We start from the raw sequence: 20808 nt of genomic DNA on the forward strand, positions 1-20808 counted from the left end.
CTCGTATGCCGACGTGCCCGCTGCGCACGCGGAGTCCACCCCGGACACCCCCACCATCGACGCGCTCGTCGCCCACCTCAACGCGCACTTCCCCCGCGAGGACCGACCCTGGGCTGCGGGCGACACGCTCAAGAACGTCATCGTGACGGTGGTCCACCCCGACGGCACGCGTGAGCCGCTGGCCATCGGCGTGCCCGGCGACCGCGAGATCGACGAGAAGCGGCTCGGCGCCCAGGTCGACCCGGCCGAGGTGGAGGCCTTCGAGGAGAAGGACTTCGCCGCCAACCCGGCGCTCGTCAAGGGCTACATCGGGCCCGGCGCGCTCGGCTCGGAGTCTGCCTCGAAGATCCGCTACGTGCTCGACCCGCGGGTCTCCGAGGGCACCCGCTGGGTCACGGGTGCGAACGAGGCCGGCAAGCACGTGATCGACCTGGTGGCCGGCCGCGACTTCACCGCTGACGGCACCATCGAGGCCGCTGACGTGCGCCCCGGCGACGCGTGCCCGAGCTGTGGCCACGGACTGGAGTCGGCCCGCGGCATCGAGATGGGACACATCTTCCAGCTCGGCACCAAGTACGCCGAGGCGCTCGACCTCAAGGTGCTGGACCAGAACGGCAAGCTGCAGACCGTGGTCATGGGTTCCTACGGCGTCGGCGTCTCGCGTGCCGTGGCCTGCGTCGCCGAGGGCAACCACGACGAGCTCGGCCTGCGCTGGCCCCGGGAGATCAGCCCCGTCGACGTGCACGTCGTCGCCACCGGCAAGGACGCGACCCGCGACCCCGAGGTCTTCGCGACGTCCGAGGAGATCACGCGCGCCCTCGAGGCCCAGGGCCTGTCGGTGCTCTACGACGACCGCCACAAGGTCAGCCCCGGCGTGAAGTTCAAGGACTCCGAGCTGATCGGGGTCCCGACGATCGTGGTGGTGGGCAAGTCGCTCGAGAACGGCATCGTCGAGATCAAGGACCGCGCCACCGGCGACCGTCGCGAGGTCCCGGTGCAGGACGTCGTGGCCGAGGTGGTCCGAGAGGTCCGCGGCGACCGCGAGGTCCGCGGCTCCGAGTCCTGATGGGCGGCTCTGCGCCGATCGAAGCGCTGATCTTCGACTGGGGCGGGACGCTCACGCCCTGGCACGACGTCGACCTGCCCCAGCAGTGGCGCGTCTTCGCCCGCGAGGTGCACGGACTGCCGGTCGATGACCCGGGCATGCCCGTCGAGGAGCTCGCCGAGGCCGACTCGCTGGCCATCCGCATCCACGAGGCCGAGGAGAAGGCCTGGTCTCGCGGCCGCCAGACCCATGAGAGCGCCTCCATCGAGGAGATCCTCGCGGACGCCGGGGTCGACGCGGACCACGACCGGCACCTCCTGGCGCTCGCGGCATACCGGAGGTTCTGGGAGCCGCACACGCACACCGACCCGCAGGTGCGCCCGCTCTGGGAGGGGCTGCACGACCGCGGCCTCAAGGTCGGTGTGCTGTCCAACACCATCTGGAGCCGCGCCTACCACCGCGAGGTCTTCCAGCGTGACGGTGTCCTCGACCTGCTCGACGGCGACGTGTACTCCTCGGAGATCCACGTCGTGAAGCCGCACCCGGAGGCGTTCCTGGCGGCGTGCGAGGCAGTCGACGTCGCGCCGCAGGCCGCCGTCTACGTCGGCGACCGCCTCTTCGAGGACGTCCACGGGCCGCAGCAGGTCGGCATGCGCGCGATCTGGATCCCGCACAGCGACATCCCGGTCAACCAGCAGGTAGCGGTCGACGTGACCCCCGACGCCCAGGCCCACGAGCTGCTCGACATCCTCTCGATCGTCGACGGCTGGCTGGGGCAGTAGGTGCCGGACGTCGACCTGACCACGGTCCTCCTCATGGCCCTGGCGGGGTTCGGTGCGGGCTGGATCGACGCGGTCGTCGGCGGGGGCGGCCTCGTGCAGCTGCCCGCCCTGCTGCTCGGCTTCCCCGGGGCGTCACCCGCGCAGCTGCTCGCCACCAACAAGATCGCCTCGATCTTCGGCACGACGACGAGCTCGATCACCTACTGGCGCAGGGTCCGTCCCGACCTGCGCACCGCGCTGCCGATGGCGGCCGTCGCCTACCTCGGCGCGGTCGGGGGTGCCTTGCTCGGCCTGCACATCCCCAAGAGTGCGTTCAACCCGATCATCCTCGTGATGCTGGTGGTCGTCGGCGCCTACACCATCGCCAAGCCCTCCCTCGGCGCCGAGACCGCCCTGCGCTTCGCGGGTCACCGGCACACCGTCATCGCGATGATCACGGGCTTCGTCATCGGGGTCTACGACGGTGCCCTCGGTCCGGGTACCGGCTCGTTCCTCGTCTTCGCGCTCGTCGGGCTGATGGGCTACGCCTTCCTGGAGGCCAGCGCGAAGGCCAAGATCGCGAACTTCGCCACCAACCTCGGGGCGCTGACCGTGTTCGTCCCCGGTGGCCACGTCATGTGGAAGATCGGGGCGGTGATGGCCGTGGCGAACATCGCCGGCGGCTACGTCGGAGCGCGGACGGCCGTGGCGCGGGGGAGTCGGTTCGTCCGCGTGGTCTTCGTGGTGGTGCTCGTGGCCTTCATCGTCAGGATCGGCGGCTCGGTGCTCGGCTGGTGGAGCTGACCGGGGATGGACGCCTCCCGCGAACCCGGTGGTCCGGAGGTCGCCGGCGCGCCGTCGCTGCCCGCGCTGAGTGAGCTGCTGGACCGGTGCGCCGGCCTCGTGTCCGAGGCTGCCGGCGGACGCCGACGGGTCCTGGGCATCGCGGGGCCACCGGGCGCAGGCAAGACCACCCTGGTCGCGGCGCTGCTGCACGCCGTGGCAGCCGACCCGCGACTGGCCGGCCGCGTCGCCCACGTGCCGATGGACGGCTTCCACCTGCCCGGTGCCGAGCTGGGACGGCTGGGCCGCTTGAACCGCAAGGGCGCGCCGGACACCTTCGACGTCGAGGCGTATGCCGCGCTGCTCGCCGCCGTTCGCGGCTCACCGCGCGTGGTGGTCCGGGCCCCCGCCTTCGACCACGCGGTGGGGGAGCCCGAGGCCGAGGCCATCGAGGTCGGCCCCGCCGCGGACCTCGTTGTCTCCGAGGGCAACTACCTGTTGCTCGACGACCCGGCGTGGCGCCCGGTGCGGGCGCTGCTCGACGAGGCGTGGTTCTGCGCCCTGGCGGACGACCGGCGCCGCCAGCGCCTCATCGACCGCCACGTGGAGACCGGCAGGGCCCTCGAGGACGCGACGGCCTGGGTCGACCGGTCCGACGAGGCCAATGCCCGGCTCGTCGCCGGAGGCCGGGACTTCGCGGACCTGGTGCTGGTCGACGGCCGGATCGTCCGAGGCCCTGCGGCACCCTGAGAGGGGGTCCCTTGGACTCACGCACCGGTCATGGCTGGTGCACAGCAAACACCCAGACTCGCGACCCACAGTGCTGGATGTGACCACCACCGACCTGCCGCGCTCTGCGGTGACCTCCGCCCACGACCCCGCGCACGCGGCATACCGAGCTGACGCCGGTCGAGCCCACGCCCGCCGTCCCGCCGTGCGGGTCGTGCCGCGCTGGTGGCGCGATGCGTCCGTCAGCGCCTTCTGGCTGGTGCAGCTCTGGGTGACCGCGCTGTGGGTCCAGCACGGTGGCATCCAGGACCTCGGGTCGCTTTCGGGTGCGCTCACCAGCCTCGGGCGCCTCACCGGGCTGGTCGCCTCGGCCCTGCTGCTGGTCCAGGTGTTCCTGATGGCCCGGGTGCCGTGGTTCGAACAGGCCTGGGGCCAGGACGAGCTCGCGCGCACGCACCGGCTCGTCGGGTTCACGTCCTTCAACCTGGTGTGGGCGCACATCGTCCTCATCACGCTCGGGTATGCCGCCGCCTCTCCCGTGGGGTTGTGGGGCACCATCGTCGACTTCGTCGTCAACTACCCCGGGATGCTGCTGGCGGTGGCCGGCACGGTCGCCCTCTGCCTGGTCGTCGTCACCTCGGTGCGCAAGGCACGACGGCGACTGCGGTACGAGTCCTGGCACCTCATCCACCTCTACGGCTACCTCGGCGCCGGGCTGGCGCTGCCGCACCAGCTGTGGACCGGTCAGGAGTTCCTGGCCCCGACGGCGTCGACCGTCTTCTGGTGGGGCCTGTATGCCGTGTGCGCCGCGACCGTGCTCGTCTTCCGGGTGGGGCTGCCCCTGTTCCGCTCACTGCGGGCGCCGCTGCGCGTCGTCGCCGTGCACGCCGAGGCGCCGGGGATGACCACGGTCGTCGTCGGTGGGCCCGGCGTGGCGCGGATGCGACCCGCGGCAGGGCAGTTCTTCCAGTGGCGCTTCGTCGACGGGCCCGGCTGGACCCGGGCCAACCCCTACTCCCTGTCGGCGGCTCCGGACGGGCGACACCTGCGCGTCACCGCTGCCCACGTGGGGGACGGCACCGAGCGGCTGGCCACCCTGCGGCCGGGCACACGGGTGCTCGTCGAGGGGCCGTACGGCCGGCTCCACCCCGGGGTCCGCACTCGCCGCAAGGTGCTCCTCATGGGCGCGGGAATCGGCATCACCCCCATCCGGGCCCTGCTCGAGGGACTCGACCAGGACCCTGGCGACGTCGTCGTCATCCACCGGGCCAGCACGCGAGACCAGTTCGTGCTCGGCGAAGAGCTGTTCCGGATCGCGACCGACCGCGGCGCCCGCTACGTCACCGTCGAGGGACACCGTGTGCCCGGGCGTGACACCTGGCTGCCTGCGGCCGCCGCGCACCTGACCGACGCGGCCGCCCTGGCCCAGCTCGTGCCGGACGTCGCCGAACGTGACGTCTTCCTGTGCGGGGCGCCTGCCTGGATGGACGCCGCCCGCCGGGCGGCGCTCGACTGCGGGGTCCCGGCCACCAACATCCACCTCGAGCGGTTCGAGTACTAGGAGGACCCATGCGAAGAATCACCCTGTGGGCCCTGTCCACCCTGACCACGTTGGTGCTGCTGTTCAGCTACCACACCTCCACCGCCGGCTCGGGGACGACGCTGGCCGCCGGGACCTCGGTCCAGGCGCCGGCCGCTGCCTCGGGCACGACGGACTCGGGGACCACGGGCTCCGGAACGACGGACTCGGGGACCACGGACTCGGGGACGACCTCGGGCTCGAGCACCTCCGCCGCCAAGACCTACGACGGAGACACGGTGCAGACGCGATGGGGGCCCGTGCAGGTCCGGATCACCGTGCAGGACGGCAAGATCACCGCCTCCGAGGCGATCGTGTACCCCAACGGGAACCACGAGGACGTCCAGATCAACTCCGCCGCGCTGCCGGTCCTCAGCCAGGAGGCGGTGCAGCAGCAGAGTGCCGACATCGACATGGTGTCCGGCGCGACCGTGACCTCCGAGGGCTACCTGTCGTCGCTGCAGTCCGCGATCGACCAGGCCCACCTGTGACTGCCGTGACGGCGACCCCGCGCAGGGCGTTCGTCGAGCAGGTCATGGGGATGCCGGTCTCGATCCACCTCCGAGGAGAGGCGCGGGGTGCCCTGGACGACCCCGGGGTCGTCACCGCCGTCGAGCAGGCCTTTGCCGTGCTGCGCAGGGTCGACTCGGTCTTCAGCACCTGGCGCGAGGACAGCGACCTGATGCGGGTGAGGCGAGGCGAGCTCCCCGCGGCGCAGGCGCATCCGTGGCTGGCCGAGGTCGAGCAACTCTGTGCCGAGGCGCAGTGGCGCACGGCTGGGCTGTTCAGCGCCTCCTACGCCAGCTCCTCCCACGACAGCACCTCCCACGACAGCGCTGCCACCAGCGGGACCTCCTACGACCCGACGGGGCTGGTCAAGGGGTGGGCCGTCGAGCGGGCGGCGATGCACCTGCGGCACGTGCCCGGGATCTCGTGGTGCCTGAACGCGGGCGGCGACCTGTTCGCCGGCGCCGGTCGTGCGGCCCCGCCGAGCACCTGGCGCGTCGGTGTCGAGGACCCTCGCGAGCCCTCCGCCGTCGCGGCGACGATCCCCCTGCGCAGTGGCGGGTTGGCGACGTCCGGCGCAGCCGCCAGGGGAGCGCACGTCGTCGACCCGCGGAGCGGCGCGGCCATCACCCGCCCCGGTTCGGCGACGGTCTGGGGCCCCAGCCTCCTGTGGGCGGACGTCTGGGCGACGGCCCTCTTTGTGGACCCGTTGGCGGGGGAACGTGCGCTGGAAGGCGCCGACCCGGCATACCGGTCGCTGTTGCTCTGAATGAGCGGTGGTGGGGTGGCACCGGCCTCGGCGTGGCATGGTGGAGGTGTGCAGGTCTGGTACGCGAGCTATGGCAGCAACCTCTCCCGCGACCGCTTCCAGTGCTACCTGGGCGGCGGTCGGCCTGAGGGCGCGAGCCGCACCTACCCGGGCGCCCGCGACCAGAGTCCTCCCCAGGACGACCGCGCGCTGACGTTGCCGGGCGAGCTGGTCTTCGGGTGGGATTCGCCGACGTGGGGTGGCGGGATCGCCTTCTACGACGCCGACACGGCGGGCACGACGCTGGCGCGCGCCTACCTCGTGACCGAGCAGCAGTTCGCCGACGTCGCTGCCCAGGAGATGCATCGGGCGCCGGGCGCAGACCTCGATCTCTCGCACGTGCTCGAGCACGCGCGGCACGAGGTGGGGCCGGGTCGTTACGAAGCCCTCCACCTGGTCGGCGAGCTCGAGGGGACGCCGGTCCTCACCTTCACGACGCCGGATCCGACTGCGGTGCAACCCAACTCACCGACACCCGCCTACCTGCGAACGCTCGCCGCAGGCGTCCGCGAGGCCCACGACCTGTCGGACGACGAGCTCACGGACTACCTGCTCGGGCGCCCGGGCATGCAGCCCGACTGGGATGCGGCCCGGCTGACCGAGCTCGTCAGCGAGCCAGCGCCGCGGTGAGCGCCGCGACGTCCGTCACCGGGGCGTCGCACACGAAACCACGGCACACATATGCCGCGGCGCCACCACCGACGAGGGGCCGCTGGGCGAGGAGCGGGTGCCCCGGGGCATCGGGCTCGCCCTGCACCACGACCAGTCCGGGTGAGGCCGAGCGGCGCGCGACTCCGGCCAGGGCGTCGGCATCGGCGCCCGTGCCGACGACGGCAACCTGCAAGGGGCCGGTGACCGACGCCTCGGCCACCGAAAGCGTCCAGCCTGCGAAGCGCGGGTCGCGCAAGGCCAGCTGCCCTGCTGCTGAGAGCCCTGCCTCTGCCCGGTCTCTCATCGCTGTGTCCCCGGTCAGGGCCGAGCAGGTGAGGAGGGCGCCGGCCAGCGCCGACTGGCCTGATGGTTCGGCGTTGTCGGCGGCGCTGCGCGGGCGGGTGAACAGCGCCTCGGCGTCATCACTGGTGTCGTGGAACCCGCCGTCGTCAGCGGCGAAGTGCTCGACCGCCGTGGTGAGCAGATCTCGTGCGGTCGCAAGCCATTTCGCGTCGCCGGTGGCCTGGTGCAGCGCGAGCAGCCCCTCCGCCAGGTTGCCGTAGTCGTCGGCCACACCGGCGGCGGTTCCGACCGTGCCAGCCCTCGACGTCCGGCGCAGGCGGCCGTCGACGACGTGGGTCGCGACGACGAACTCAGCGCACGCCGCGGCGGCCTCGACGAGGTCGGGCCTGCCGAGGACGGCACCCGCGTCGGCGAGCCCGGCGATGGCCAGACCGTTCCACGAGGTGACGATCTTGTCGTCGCGGCCGGGCTGCGGGCGTGCCTGGCGTGCCTCGAACAGCCGGCGTCGCGCGTCGGCCCACCAGGCCCCGTCGTCAGGGTCGGCCGGCAGCTGGAGGGTGGACGATCCGTGCTCGAACGTGCCGCCGGTGGTCACGGTGAGCAGGGTGGCCGCCCGAGCGCCGTCGTCGTCACCGAGGACCTCGGCCAGCTGGGCCGGTGTCCACGCGTAGGTCAGGCCCTCGACGCCGTCGGTGTCCGCGTCCAGCGCCGAGGCGAAACCGCACTCGTCGGTGCGCAGGTCTCGGAGCAGGAACTCGGCAGTCTCCAGGGCGACGCGGCGAGCCAACGGGTCCTCGGTGATCCGGTGCAGGTGGGTGTAGACCCGGAGCAGCTGGGCGTTGTCGTAGAGCATCTTCTCGAAGTGGGGAACCACCCAGCGCGCGTCGACGGAGTAGCGCGCGAACCCGCCCGCGAGCTGGTCGTAGATGCCGCCGCGTGCCATCGCCTCGCAGGTGCTCGCCGCCATCGCGAGGGCGTCCTCGGACCCGGTTCGGGCGTGGTGGCGCAGCAGGAACTCGAGCACCATCGACGGCGGGAACTTCGGCGCACCGCCGAATCCCGCTGCGCCGTGGTCGAACTGGCCACGCAGCTGCACCGCAGCCGCTTCGAGTGCGCCCTCGTCCAGCACCTGTCCAGTGACCGGGGCCGACAGCTCGCGGAGCCGCGAAGCGATGTGGGCGCCGCTCTCGAGGACGCGGTCGCGCTGGGTGGTCCAGGCGTCGGTGACCCCCGCGAGGAGCTGGAGGAACTGACCCTTGGGGAAGTAGGTGCCGGCGAAGAAGGGGTCGCCGTCCGGCGTGAGGACACACGTCATCGGCCAGCCGCCGTGTCCCGTCAGGGCCGTGGTGGCCGCCATGTACACCGCGTCGATATCGGGTCGTTCCTCGCGATCCACCTTCACCGCGACGAAATCCGCGTTGAGCACCCCTGCCACGTCCTGGTCCTCGAACGACTCGTGAGCCATCACGTGACACCAGTGGCACGCGGCATACCCCACCGAGAGGAGGACGGGGACGTCTCGCTCGCGCGCCTCGGCGAACGCCTGCGGACCCCATTCCTGCCAGTCGACGGGGTTGTCCTGGTGCTGCAACAGGTAGGGGGAGGTCGAGTCGGCCAGACGGTTCGGCATGGGTCCCACTCTCCCTCAGAGGCCTCGGGGAGGGCGAATGCGGGTGGAGCCGGTGCAGCGGGTGCTGGTGGCGCTGTGGGTGCTGAGCCTGCTCAGGCGATGGTGACGGGGGTGCCCAGGGGCAGGAGCTTGGCGAGGGTGGTGATGTCCTTGTTGCTGAGCCGGATGCAGCCGTGGCTGCTGGAGCGGCCGATGCTGGAGGTGTCACTGGTGCCGTGGAGTCCGATCTGGCCCGGACCACCGCCAAAGCTTGTGAGGACGTCCGAGAAGGCGGACAGGCCGTAGGCGTACGGGCCGTAGCCGGCGTTGGTCGGGGCCAGGAGCTCGGCCAGGAAGAACGTGCCCAGCGGGGTGGGGGTGCCCCCGGTGCCGGTCGCCGCGCGGAAGGTGGCGACCAGTCGCCCGGACTTGTAGAGCCGCAGCCGGTGAGCGGTGGTGGAGACAGCGATGCGGTACAGGACCCGCGCGGTCGACACGTCGGTGCTCCGCACCCAGCCGGTGGTGCCGTTCGGCCTGACGGGCAGGGACACCTGCAGCCAGGCTCCCTCGCGCTTCATGACCAGCAGCGTCCGGGGCGCCCCGTTGGCTTGGGGGTTCGACAGGGTGTGGGTCACCGGGCCGTCCGGCTTTGCGTACACGGGTAGTGAGTGCCCCACGGCGGTGGCCGAGAGGGCTGAGGTGGCCGACGGTGAGTCGCCGGTCCCCGGCGCCGTCGTGACTGCCGCGGGTGCACGGGTGGCGGTGACCGACCCTGTAGCGGTGGCGGGCGCGGGGCCTGCGGTCGGGGCCGTGGGGTTGCAGCCTGCCAGCACGGTCGCCGCCAAGGCGATCACGAAGAGCTGGGGCAGGCGTCGCCGGGGCATGACCTCTACCCGGTGAAACGGGCTCCTGAGCGCACTGGGACCGCAGCCCCTGCAACTCCCGGTGTGCCGGCGCCCGACGGGGTGGATGCAGCGGCAGTCCCGCAGCCCGGCCGCGTGATGGTGTTGCGGTCCAGCGTCACCGCGCCGGTGCGGGCCAGGAGTCGACCGGCAATGGTGGCGCCGGTGACTGCCGTGATCGAGGCCTGGGCCATCACGGTGCCGACGAAGACCGAGTTCGACCCCAGCGTGGTCGAGCTGCCCACCTGGAAGTAGACGTTGCACGGGCTGGCGCCGTTGATCAGCCGGATGCGGCTCCCGGAAGCGGTCACCAAGGTGCTGGCCGACTTGAAGACGAAGACGGCGTTCGGGTTGCCCTGGGCGTTCAGGGTGAGCGCGCCGGTCACTTCGAGCGTGGTCCCGCTGTACACGCCGGGAACCAGTGTCCTGCCGCCAAGCTCCGGAAGTACGGTCGCCGTGGTACTCCGCCCAGCGGCATCGTTGTAGGCGGTGGTGAGATCGGACTTGGCCCGCCGCGCCACCGCGTCGGCGCGGTGGATCGTCCCGTTGAACACCAGACCGGGAGGAAAGCCCACTACTGCGGAGCCTGGACTGACGCCAGCGCTTCCACTGATGCGGGACGCTCCGGTGTTGGTGATGGTCGATCCGGCCAGCACCGCGAAGCTGGCCGCAGTGCCCAGCCCGACGGGAGCGGTGGCCGCTTCCGCGGGTCGCGTCCCCACGAAGCCGACCACGAGTGCGATGGCCAGCCCGCAGGCGACGGTCAGAAGCCGGCGGCTGCGGTGAGTGGGAAGGGAGGCTGCAGAAGGGATGGAGATGCGACGTGTGGCCACGGTGGGCGCCCTAACAGAAAGGAAATGCTGCGGACGGCCGAACCAGTTGGGGGCGCTGCCCGCGCGAATCTTCCCCGCTGTTGCTCGTGTTGAGGGTCGCCCCCTTTCTACGGTTTGTCAAAGGGGCGTTGGCCTGCCACGACTCGTGGGATGGCTCCGCTGTCGGGGATTCAGGCTGGGGTGGGGGACGTGATGGTCCGCAGGAGTCCGATGACCTGTCGCTCGAAGTCCTCCGGAGACTCTCCCGCCTTGGTCACGAACCGGGTCTCGCCCAGGCGCAGCCGGCGCCGGTCGGTCTCGTCGAGCTCCCTGCCGGTGTAGACGACCATCGGCAGGGACCGCAGCCGTTCGTCGCGGCGCAAGGCGCTGACGACGGCATACCCGTCGATGTCAGGCAGCCCCAGGTCGAGGACGAGCAGGTCAGGTGCCACCTCACGGCTCATGGCCAGGGCCTGCATCCCGGTGTGGGCCACGCGGGCGTGTACCCCGTGGTCGGTGAAGAAGCCCTTGAGGACCTCGCCCAGGTCCTCGTCGTCCTCGATGACGAGGACGCTGGTGGTGGCGTCGGTGCCCAGCGCCTTGCGTAAGGAGCTCATCAGGGCGCCCTGGTCGACGGGTTTGGTCAGCCAGGCGGATGCGGTGGGGACGGCGTAGTCGTCCGGGGCCAGCGCGCTGAGGATGACGACCGGGATGTGCGCGGTTGCCGGGTTCGCGCCGAGGGCGGCGATGGTCTCCCAGCCCGACATCCCCGGCATGCGCAGGTCCATCAGGATCAGGCTGGGTGCCTGGCCGGTGGCAAGCTCCAGGGCCTGTTGGCCGGTGCGGGCGGTCAGGGTGGAGTAGCCGTGGGCTTCGAGCATGGCGGCGAGGACTTCCACGATGTCCGGGTCGTCGTCGCAGATCAGGACAGCGCCCACCGGCCTGGGTCCCGCCTGCTCGTCTTCCACCCGAGCCGGGGCGGCCGGCAGGATGAACGTCAGGGTGCTGCCCGACCCCGGTGTGCTGGTCGCCCAGATCCGGCCGCCGTGCTGTTCGACGATGCCACGGCAGATGGGGAGGCCGAGACCGGTGCCGGTCTTGGCGCGGGTGTCCGAGGCGTCCACCTGGGCGAACCGGTCGAAGATGGTCTCGAGCTTGTCGGCGGGGATCCCGGGGCCCTGGTCGGTCACGGTGAACAGGACCATGTCGTCACCACCGGCCTCGGGCGACGCCGGCCCGGCGTGGACCGTCACCACCCCACCGTCGGGGGAGAACTTCACCGCGTTGCTGAGCAGGTTCGCCAGCGTCTGGGCGATCCTGTCCGGGTCGGCGAGCACGAAGGCGTCGCTGTGGTTCGCGCTGAGCGTCACCCCCGCCTGCTGCGCCATCGCACGCATCTCCTCGAGGGCCGCAGCGACCAGCTCGTCCACGGACAGCAGCTCCAGGTCGAGCTCGAGCTTTCCGGCGGACAGCTTCTCCACGTCGAGGATGTCGTTGACCAGGCGGACCAGGCGCTGGCAGCTGTTCAGCGCGACATCGGCCATCCGCTGCGCCTTGGGCGGCAGGGTTCCCACGGCGCCGCCGGCCATCAGGCCGAGCGCGCCGCGGATGGACGTCAGGGGAGTGCGCAGCTCGTGGCTGATGACGCCGACGAACTCGTCCTTCATCCGCTGGACCACGCGCTGCTCGGTGACGTCCTGCACCGTGCCGACCAGGCGAACGATGGTGCCGGAGTCGTCGCGCACCGCCCGCCCCATGGCCCGGACGTCGCGGACGGCGCCGTCGGGGCGCACGATGCGGTACTCCGAGTGGATATCACGCTGCGCGGTGGCTGCTTCCTCCTGGGCCCGGACGACGTCGGCGGCATCCTCAGGGTGGACGCGGGCGCTGAACAGGTCGGCGTGATCGCCCTCGGTGTCCGGGTGGATGCCGAGGATGCGGTAGAACTCGGCGCTCCACTGGGTCTGACCGCTCGCGAGGTCCCACTGCCAGCTGCCGATGTGAGCGAGCTGTTGGGCGTCCTGGAGCTCGTCGTTGCTGAAGGCCAGCTGTTCGGCGTTCTCCTCCACGCGGCGCAAGAGCGCCTCGTTCCGGACCCCCAGGCGGTACAGCGCGAAGGCAAGCAGCAACATCGCGCCCAAGGTCGCGGCCGCGACGATGGCCGTCCAGCGGATCGCCGTCTCCTGCCGACGGTCGGCTGCCGTGTTCGCCGTGCCGGCCTCACGGGCCAAGGCGGCCGTCAACGTCGACTGTGGCCCCCCCAGCTCGTCGAAGGCGTCGTCGAAGGCCGCGTGCTCCTCACGAGCCCGGCTCGGTGACGTGGTGGCCAGATCGGTCAGCCGGACCGCCTCGGCGCCGTAGGCCCTCAGCCTCGTGTCCAGGGCGCGGACGTCCGGGGCGAGCGTGCTGTCCAGTGTCGACGCGGCCAGCCTGCGCAGGTCGTTCTCGAGCCGGGCGACGTGGGTCCGGGTGCGGGCAGCGAGCTCGGCGCCGGTCTCGTTGTTGCCCCCGAAGGCCTCGAGCGACTCGAGCACGTCGCCGTGGAGGGTGGCGTACATCAGGTTGGCATCCTGCTGGTACTGCTGGGCCGTGAGCAGGTCGGTGGCCTTGGCGTGGGCGCGCTCAACAGCCGCAAAGCCGGTCAGGGCAGTGGTGACCACGAGCAGCGGGAGGATGATCGCGACCACCGCCGCCACGAGCAGGGCGCGGCCCAGCGGCAGGCCGCCGAGCGGGTCGCCCGACCTCAGCCGGCGCACCCATGCGGGACCTCGCTGCGCGTCTGCGGTGGCGGTCGTCACGACCAGCCCAGCATCGAGGCCAAGGTGCCCGGAAGGAGCATCGGGTCGAACGGCTTGCTCAGGACGCCGACCACCGGCAGTGCGGACAGGTCGGGCTGCCCCTTTCCCTGGGCCTTCGCCGTGAGCAGGACGATGGGTATGCCGGCTGTCACCGGGTTCTCGCGCAACGCCACAGCAGTCGTGGGGCCGTCCATGCCGGGCATCATCACGTCCATGACGATGGCATCGGGTCGTTCCGAGACCGCCCGGTCCAGCCCCTCCTGGCCGCTGCTGGCCGTGGTCACGTGCCAGCCTCCCACCGCTTCCAGGCACATCTGGGCCACCTCGAGGATGAGCTCGTCGTCGTCGACGACGAGAACCCGTCGGGCCCCCACCCCTGTCGGTCCCGCGGCACCACCCCCGGCGTCGCTCATCGAGTGCGCTGGTCGCTCGCTGGTGCTTTTGTCCTCATGCGCACAGTGTGCCCTCTATCTGACCCTGCGGCACCGGTTCGCGGCCAACGCGCAGTGTGTGCGCCAGCCGGTCGAGTGTGCGCAGGGTGTGAAGGTGCTGCACACTGGCCAAATGGCCGCAAAACCACTCCCATCCCAGCAGCCCTGCAGGTGAACGGGGCCGCGCACGGTTCTCAGGAAGGCGTTGCCCGCCGAGTGCTGGTCGTCGACGACGACGAGCTCATCCTCGAGGTGGCGCAGATGAGCCTGGAGGTGGTCGGCGGCTGGATCGTCATCACCGCAGCCGACGGCAAGGAGGCGTTGGACCGCGCTCGCAGCGAACAGCCGGACGCGATCGTCATGGACGTGATGATGCCGCGCATGGACGGTCCCACGGCGGTGGTGGCCCTGCGGGCTGATCCCGCCACGGCCGGCACACCCATCGTGCTGCTCACGGCCAGTGTCCTGGCCGCCGAGCGCGCCGCCCTGGCGGCCCTGCCAGTGAACGGGGTGTTGCGCAAGCCGTTCGATCCGATGCTGCTCCCGGCTGAGCTGTCCACGATTCTCGGCTGGTCCTGATGCCCCCCGACCAGCCCATCGATCCGGAGACAGCGCTGCCGGCGATGGCATCCTTTCGTGACCGCGCCAGGCTCACGAACCTCGCGCGGGTGGAGGTCATCGCGGACGCCCTTCACCGCCTCGGTGACGGGGGCCCGGCCGACGACGCGCGGCTGACCGCGCGCCGGGCCGCACACTCCCTGGTGGGTTCGGCAGGCACCTTCGGGTTCGGTGAGGCGAGCCAGCTCGGTCGCGCCCTGGAGTCCCTGCTGGACGAGGCGGATGACGCCGAGGACGGACAGGTCCGGGCCCAACGGAGGCTGGACGTGGTCGAACGGTTGCGCGAGGCACTGGCGATCCCGACTTCTGGTTGAGATCCTCTGAGGGTGAGCAACAGGTGACAACAGAGACGGCATCGCGGCCCGCGAGCCTTCAGCTAGCCGAGCCCTGGGGCGGGACCGGGTGGGTCACCGACCTCGGCGGGCCGGTGCACTGGGTGGACTACGGCGGGCCGGACGAGTCGGACGACGCCACTGCGGGAGTGCCGATCGTCATGGTGCACGGCCTCGGCGGATCGCACCTCAACTGGGTCGGGGTCGCGCCACCGCTGGCTCAGAGGCACCACGTGTATGCCGTGGACCAGGCGGGTTTCGGACTCACGCCGGGGACCCACCGGTCCACCTCGGTGCACGCGAACGCAGACCTCCTGGCGCGGTTCGTCAGGGAGGTCGTGGGGCGTCCCGCGGTTCTCGTCGGCAACTCGATGGGTGGGATGGTCGCACTGCTGACGGCGGCGGCCCACCCCGAGCTGGTCGAAGGGCTCGTGCTCATCGACCCGTCCATCCCGGTGCCACGGCAACGCCCGGACCTCGCGGTCAGCGCCACCTTCCTGGTCTACGCCACACCGTTCGTCGGTGAGCGTTACCTGGAGTTGCTGACCCGGCGGACCAGCGACCGGCAACGGGTCCAGAGCGTCGTCAACCTGTGCTTCGCCGATCCGAGTCGCGCCAACCCGGACGTCGTCGACGCCGGTGTCGTCCTCGCGGCACATCGCCGGGGTGTGCCGGGCCAGGAGGCGGCCTTCCTCGGCGCCGCGCGGTCTCTGATGAGGGTGCTGGCGAACCCGCGCCGGTACCGGTCGGTGATGCGCAGCATCGACAGGCCCGTCCTGCTGGTGCACGGCGAGCTGGACCGGCTGGTCCCCGTCGCGGCCGCGCGAGCCGTCGCTGCCGCGAACCCGTCCTGGGAGACGATGTTCCTCCCCGGAGTCGGGCACACCCCTCAGCTCGAGGTGCCCGACGCAGTCAGGGACCGGATGGTGACCTGGCTGGGAGACCACGGCTTCGCCCCGAGCCCATGACCACGGCATACCTGACCTGTCCGTTGTGCGAGGCCACCTGTGGCCTGGCCGTGACGCTCGACGGTGAGACGGTCACGTCGGTGCGCGGCGACGCGGACGACGCCTTCTCGCACGGTTTCATCTGTCCCAAGGGCGCTTCGCTCAAGGCGCTCCACGAGGATCCCGACCGGTTGCGCGGTCCCCTCGTGAAACGTGACGGGCAGTGGCACGACGTGAGCTGGGACGAGGCGTTCGAGGAGATCGACCGACGGCTGGTGCCGATCATCGCCGAGCACGGCCCTGACGCGGTCGCGTTCTACCTGGGCAATCCCTCCTCGCACAACCTCGGGGTGACGCTCTACGGCCGAGCGTTCTACCGCGCAGTCGGCACCCACAACATCTACACCGCCGGCAGCGTCGACCAGCTGCCGAAGCACTACTCGTCCGGCTACCTGTTCGGCGACCCCATGACCATCCCGGTGCCGGACCTCGACCGCACGCGGCACCTGCTGCTGCTCGGCGCCAACCCCTTGGTCTCCAACGGGTCGCTGATGACCGTGCCGGATGCCCGCGGACGGCTGAAGGCGATCCGCGACCGTGGCGGCAAGGTCGTCGTCGTCGACCCGCGACGGACCCGCACCGCCGAGCTGGCTGACGAGCACCACGCCATCAGGCCGGGCGCCGACGCCCTCCTGCTCTTCGGGTTGGTCAACGTCATCCTGCGTGAGGGCCTTGCCGACCTGCGCCACCTCGCCGACCACGTGACCGGGCTCGATGCACTGACGGGGCTCGCCGCCCCGTTCACGCCGGACGCGGTAGCCGAGCACACCGGCATCGCGGCCCCTGAGATCGAGCGGATGGCCCGGGAGCTCGCAGCTGCGGAGGCTGCAGCCGTCTACGGCCGGATCGGGACGACGACGCAGGCGTTCGGCACCCTCGCCAGCTGGCTCGTCGACGTGCTCAACGTCATCACCGGCAACCTCGACCGACCGGGCGGCGCGATGTTCCCGCTCGCCCCGGCCGGACAGACGAACAGCGTTGCGGCGAAAGGCGATACGCCGAGCAAGGTGTGGCGACACGGGCGCTGGAGCAGTCGGGTGCGGGGCCTCCCGGAGGTGATGGGGGAGCTGCCCGTCGCGACCCTGGCGGAGGAGATCCTCACGCCGGGGTGGGGGCAGGTGCGTGCCCTGGTGGTCGTCGGAGGCAACCCCTGCCTCAGCACCCCCAACGCCGACCGGCTCCGTGCGGCGGTGCAGACCCTCGACCTCATGGTGTCGCTGGACGTCTACCTCAACGAGACGAGTGAGCACGCCGACGTCATCCTGCCGGGGCCGTCCCCGCTCGCCCGCGACCACTTCGACCTGACCTTCACCCAGCTGTCCGTGCGCAACATGGCGAACTGGAGTCTGGCCGCCATCGAGACCGACCTGCCCCAGGAGTGGCAGACCCTCCTGCGTCTGGCTGGAATCGCGGCCGGACAGGGGCCCAAGACCGACGTCGAGCGGCTCGACGACCTCCTGGCCGCGCAGACAGCGGCCCGCTACCAGCTCGACCCGGCCGTGAGCGAGCCGCGGCGGGGACCTGCGCGGCTGCTCGACCTCATGCTTCGCGGCGGCCCCTACGACCTGACCCTCGCTGACCTCGAAGCCGCACCGCACGGACGCGACCTCGGACCTCTCGCACCTCGCATCCCTGAGGTGTTGCGCACCGCCAGCCGCACCATCGAGCTGACACCGACGGCCATCACCGACGACGTGCCACGGCTGGTCGCCGTGCTGGAGACGGCTCCGACCGGCGGCATGGTCCTCATCGGGCGGCGTCAGCTCAGCTCCAACAACTCGTGGATGCACAACCTGGCCCCACTGGTGCGGGGGGCCAACACCTGCACCGCCCACGTCCACCCCGAGGACGCGGCGCGGATCGGGCTGCGCGACGGCGGTGACGCGGTCGTCCGCTCGCGGGCCGGGTCGATCACCGTGCCGGTGGAGGTCACCGACACGGTGCGGCCGGGCGTCGTCAGCATCCCGCACGGCTGGGGGCACTCCAGTCCAGGCGCCCGTACCGCGGTCGCGGCGTCGCACGCCGGCGTCAACAGCAACGTCCTCGCCGACGACCTGTTCGTCGACGCCCTCACGGGAACGGCCGCCCTCAACGGCATCCCGATCAGCCTCACCCCAGCCTGAGGAGCCCGTCGTGGACCGGATGAGCGCGATGGACGCGATGTTCTACTACATGGAGGGCGAGAACACCCCGATGCACGTGGGCGGGGTCTCCGTCCTGGAGGGTCCCGCGCCCGCCTACGGCGACCTCGTCCGACTTCTCGCCGCCAAGATGGACCTGGTCCCGCGCTACCGGCAGGTCATCAAGACCGTGCCGTTCCAGCTCGGTCGCCCGGTCTGGGTCGACGACCCGCACTTCCAGCTGCTCTACCACGTGCGACACACGTCGCTGCCGAAGCCCGGCGGACCGGAGCAGCTGCGCAACCTCGCTGGCCGCGTGTTCGCCCAGCGCCTCGACATGACCAAGCCGGTGTGGGAGGCGTGGCTGGTCGAGGGCCTCGCGGACGACCGGTGGGCGCTCATCTCCAAGGCGCACCACTGCATGATCGACGGCGAGGGCAGCACCGACCTCATGCAGGTCATCTTCGACGTCGAGCCGGAGCCGCAGCGTCGGGAGCCGTCGGACTGGTCGCCCTCGCCGTCTCCGTCCCTGCTCGCCCTCACGGCGGGGTCCTTGCGGGACTTCGTGACCGAACCCCTGCAGGCTCTCGGGGTGCCCAGCATCTCCGACCTGGGCAAGGTGCCCCTGGCGCTCGCCGGTGTCGGCGTCGCGGCCAAAGAGCTTGTCCCGCAACAGATCGCGCAACTGATTCCCGGTCGTGGGCAGCTCACTCCCGTGAGCATGAACGGCCCCCTCGGCCCCAACCGCCGCTGGGTCTGGACCGAGGCCACGATGGCCGAGGTCAAGACCATTCGCACCGCACTCGGCGGCACCGTCAACGACGTCATCCTCGCGGCAGTCACCCGCGGCCATCGCGACCTCCTGGTCGGCAGGGGTGAGCTGGTCCCCGACATGGTGGTGCGTTCGCTCGTGCCGGTGTCGACCCGCCAGGCGTCAGGACGCGGCCAGGTCAACAACCAGGTCACCAGCGTCGTCGTCGACCTGCCGGTCGGGGAGGAGGACCCGCGCAGGCGGCTGACCCTGATCCGTGAGCAGATGGACCGCAACAAGCGGGGGATGGGCGCGGTGGACGCAGCGGCCATCGTCGGGCTGGCCGACTACGCCGCCCCGACCCTGCTCGCCCTCGGCGCACGGTCGATGTCGCGGATGCCCAACAAGCTCACCCAGACCGGCACGACCAACGTCCCGGGTCCGCGGATCCCGCTCTACCTCCTGGGCCACCGGCTCATCGGGTCGCACCCCTACGTGCCGGTCTTCGCCGGCGTACGGGTGGCCACCGGGATCTTCTCCTACCTCGACACCTTCAGCTTCGGGATCACGGCCGACTTCGACAGCTTCCCGGACGTCGAGGTCATCGCCGACGGCATCCGCGCCGGCTTCAACGAGCTCGTGGCTGTCGCCGTGTCCGGCAACGGGACCGACCAGCCGGCCTGACCGTCGACCACCCGTGGCCAGCGGTGCCGGGTGCCTGCGGCTGCAGGACCCGGCACCTCCAGCATCAGTGGCCGGGAGTGCCCGCCATCCGTGGGTCGGACTGGGTGCCGGAGTTCGCACCGGAGTGGGCGTCGGGGACGGCGTCGGCCTGCCCATCGGGCTCGTGGTCGTCGATCAGCGTCGACTCGTCGAACGGCAGGTCGCCGGCGAGCACCGCGTCGAGCCGAGGTCGGTCCAGCTCGCCGACCCAGTGCCCGATCAGCACCGTCGCGATCGAGTTGCCGGCGAAGTTGGTCAGCGCCCGCGCCTCGCTCATCATCCGGTCGATGCCGACGATGAATCCGACGCCGTCGACCAGGTCGGGGCGGTGCGACTGGAGGCCGCCGGCCAGCGTGGCCAGACCCGCCCCGGTCACGCCGGCAGCACCCTTGGAGGCGATGATCATGAACACCAGCAACGAGACCTGCTGACCGATGGAGAACGGCTTGTCCATGGCGTCGGCGATGAACAGCGACGCCATCGTGAGGTAGATCGCGGTTCCGTCGAGGTTGAAGGAGTAGCCCGTCGGCACCGTGATCCCGACGACCGGCCGGGACACCCCCGCGTGCTCCATCTTGGCGATGAGGCGCGGCAGGGCCGACTCCGACGAGGACGTCGAGAGGATCAGGAGGAACTCGCGGGCGAGGTAGCGCAGCAGGGCGAAGACGTTGACCCCGGTCGCCAGCTTGAGCAGCGTCCCCAGGACGACGAACACGAATAGCGCGCACGTGATGTAGAACGCGACCATCACCTGGGCCAGGCTCTTGAGCGCGTCGACGCCGGTGGCGCCGACCACGGCGGCCATCGCTCCGAACGCACCGATCGGCGCGACATACATGATCATCGCCATCAGGCGGAAGACGAGGCGCTCGAGGTGCTTGATGCCGACCAGGATCGGCTCTCCCGCGCGGCCCATCTTCTGCAGCGCGAAGCCCACCAGCAGTGCCACCAGCAGGGCCTGGAGCACCGAGCCCGACGTCAGCGACGAGACGACGGTGTCGGGGATGAGGCCGAGGATGAAGTCGGTGGTCGTCGTGTGGGCCTCACCCACCTGCTTCTGGCCGGCGGCGGCCAGCGTGTCCGTGAGGTGAAGGCCGGCGCCGGGCTTGACGATGTTGCCGACCAGCAGGCCGATCGCGAGGGCGAACGTCGACATCGTGACGAAGTAGGCCAGCGCCAGACCGCCGACCTTGCCGACCTGGCTGGCCCTGCGGACGGAGCCGATGCCCAGCACGATCGTGCAGAAGATGACCGGGGTGATCATCATCTTGATGAGGCTCACGAAGCCGGTGCCCAGCCACTTGAGCTTGATCCCGAACTCGGGGTTGACGAACCCGACGATGATGCCGAGGACCATCGCCACGATGACGGCGATGTAGAGGTAGTGCGTGCGGTCCCGCTTCGGTACGGGGCGTTCGACGACGCTGTCGGCGCTGGTGCTCACGGTGGTCTCCAGGGGATCGGGTCCCGGGCGCGGCCCGGGAGCGGTGAACAAGGACGAGGGTGGCTCCACGAGTGACTAGGGTCACGTTTGTGTTC

General features: G+C 71.0%; 19 protein-coding genes. 13 read left to right on the forward strand and 6 right to left on the reverse strand.

The genetic code is table 11. The annotated features are described in order from the left end of the window. The 8 genes from AC1DS4_RS17485 to AC1DS4_RS17520 all read left to right on the forward strand — a co-directional run. A partial coding sequence (locus AC1DS4_RS17485) for a His/Gly/Thr/Pro-type tRNA ligase C-terminal domain-containing protein (protein ID WP_477646084.1) occupies positions 1–1066 on the forward strand: 1066 nt, incomplete at its 5' end. Then, positions 1066–1827: an HAD family hydrolase gene (locus tag AC1DS4_RS17490; RefSeq protein WP_477623403.1), complete on the forward strand. Its 762-nt coding sequence runs from the start codon at positions 1066–1068 to the stop codon at positions 1825–1827. The genes AC1DS4_RS17485 and AC1DS4_RS17490, both read left to right, overlap by 1 nt. Then, positions 1828–2610: a TSUP family transporter gene (locus AC1DS4_RS17495; protein WP_477632661.1), complete on the forward strand. Its 783-nt coding sequence runs from the start codon at positions 1828–1830 to the stop codon at positions 2608–2610. A 6-nt stretch (positions 2611–2616) separates the two neighbouring features. Further along, positions 2617–3339 carry a nucleoside/nucleotide kinase family protein gene (locus AC1DS4_RS17500; RefSeq protein WP_477632660.1) on the forward strand — a complete coding sequence of 241 codons (723 nt, stop codon included), beginning with the start codon at positions 2617–2619 and terminating at the stop codon, positions 3337–3339. 79 nt (positions 3340–3418) lie between these two features. Beyond that, a complete protein-coding gene (locus tag AC1DS4_RS17505; protein ID WP_477632659.1) occupies positions 3419–4879 on the forward strand; it encodes a ferredoxin reductase family protein in 1461 nt (486 codons plus the stop codon). Between the two features lie 8 nt (positions 4880–4887). After that, positions 4888–5388 carry an FMN-binding protein gene (locus AC1DS4_RS17510; RefSeq protein ID WP_477623407.1) on the forward strand — a complete coding sequence of 167 codons (501 nt, stop codon included), beginning with the start codon at positions 4888–4890 and terminating at the stop codon, positions 5386–5388. Next, complete coding sequence (locus tag AC1DS4_RS17515; RefSeq protein WP_477623408.1) at positions 5385–6173, forward strand: FAD:protein FMN transferase; 789 nt, start codon at positions 5385–5387, stop codon at positions 6171–6173. The genes AC1DS4_RS17510 and AC1DS4_RS17515 overlap by 4 nt, the downstream gene beginning before the upstream one ends. 48 nt (positions 6174–6221) lie before the next feature. Next, positions 6222–6842, forward strand: coding sequence for a histone deacetylase (locus AC1DS4_RS17520; protein WP_477623409.1), 621 nt, complete (start codon positions 6222–6224; stop codon positions 6840–6842). Here AC1DS4_RS17520 and AC1DS4_RS17525 read toward each other — a convergent pair. The 5 genes from AC1DS4_RS17525 to AC1DS4_RS17545 form a co-directional block, all read right to left on the reverse strand. After that, complete coding sequence (locus AC1DS4_RS17525; RefSeq protein WP_477623410.1) at positions 6820–8796, reverse strand: thioredoxin domain-containing protein; 1977 nt, start codon at positions 8794–8796, stop codon at positions 6820–6822. The genes AC1DS4_RS17520 and AC1DS4_RS17525 overlap by 23 nt on opposite strands. Before the next feature lie 92 nt (positions 8797–8888). Then, positions 8889–9659 (reverse strand): L,D-transpeptidase, encoded by a 771-nt coding sequence (locus tag AC1DS4_RS17530; protein WP_477615409.1) that lies wholly within the window; start codon positions 9657–9659, stop codon positions 8889–8891. A gap of 5 nt (positions 9660–9664) precedes the next feature. Then, the gene (locus tag AC1DS4_RS17535; protein WP_477623412.1) at positions 9665–10510 is read right to left on the reverse strand and encodes an ice-binding family protein; all 846 of its coding nucleotides are present in this window, start codon (positions 10508–10510) and stop codon (positions 9665–9667) included. Between the two features lie 170 nt (positions 10511–10680). After that, positions 10681–13287, reverse strand: a complete 2607-nt coding sequence (locus tag AC1DS4_RS17540) for a hybrid sensor histidine kinase/response regulator (protein ID WP_477632658.1) — start codon at positions 13285–13287, stop codon at positions 10681–10683. After that, positions 13284–13700, reverse strand: a complete 417-nt coding sequence (locus AC1DS4_RS17545; protein ID WP_477632657.1) for a response regulator — start codon at positions 13698–13700, stop codon at positions 13284–13286. The genes AC1DS4_RS17540 and AC1DS4_RS17545 overlap by 4 nt, the downstream gene beginning before the upstream one ends. Before the next feature lie 189 nt (positions 13701–13889). Between AC1DS4_RS17545 and AC1DS4_RS17550 the strand changes: the two genes are divergently transcribed. From AC1DS4_RS17550 to AC1DS4_RS17570, 5 genes are read left to right on the forward strand one after another with little or no spacing between them, the layout of a single operon-like run. Further along, positions 13890–14297 carry a response regulator gene (locus AC1DS4_RS17550; protein WP_477646085.1) on the forward strand — a complete coding sequence of 136 codons (408 nt, stop codon included), beginning with the start codon at positions 13890–13892 and terminating at the stop codon, positions 14295–14297. After that, positions 14297–14650, forward strand: coding sequence for an Hpt domain-containing protein (locus AC1DS4_RS17555; RefSeq protein ID WP_477623416.1), 354 nt, complete (start codon positions 14297–14299; stop codon positions 14648–14650). The genes AC1DS4_RS17550 and AC1DS4_RS17555 overlap by 1 nt, the downstream gene beginning before the upstream one ends. Before the next feature lie 23 nt (positions 14651–14673). Then, a complete protein-coding gene (locus AC1DS4_RS17560) occupies positions 14674–15636 on the forward strand; it encodes an alpha/beta fold hydrolase (protein WP_477632655.1) in 963 nt (320 codons plus the stop codon). Then, positions 15633–17798 (forward strand): molybdopterin-dependent oxidoreductase, encoded by a 2166-nt coding sequence (locus AC1DS4_RS17565; RefSeq protein WP_477632654.1) that lies wholly within the window; start codon positions 15633–15635, stop codon positions 17796–17798. The genes AC1DS4_RS17560 and AC1DS4_RS17565 overlap by 4 nt, the downstream gene beginning before the upstream one ends. A gap of 19 nt (positions 17799–17817) precedes the next feature. Then, positions 17818–19230 (forward strand): WS/DGAT/MGAT family O-acyltransferase, encoded by a 1413-nt coding sequence (locus tag AC1DS4_RS17570; RefSeq protein ID WP_477632766.1) that lies wholly within the window; start codon positions 17818–17820, stop codon positions 19228–19230. A 64-nt stretch (positions 19231–19294) separates the two neighbouring features. On the opposite strand, the gene AC1DS4_RS17575 is transcribed toward AC1DS4_RS17570, so the two are convergent. Next, on the reverse strand, positions 19295–20713 hold the full coding sequence (locus tag AC1DS4_RS17575; RefSeq protein ID WP_477632653.1) for a cation:dicarboxylate symporter family transporter: 1419 nt from the start codon (positions 20711–20713) through the stop codon (positions 19295–19297). Positions 20714–20808: the final 95 nt, after the last annotated feature.

The sequence above is a fragment of the Pedococcus sp. P3_C7 genome (assembly GCF_056402615.1).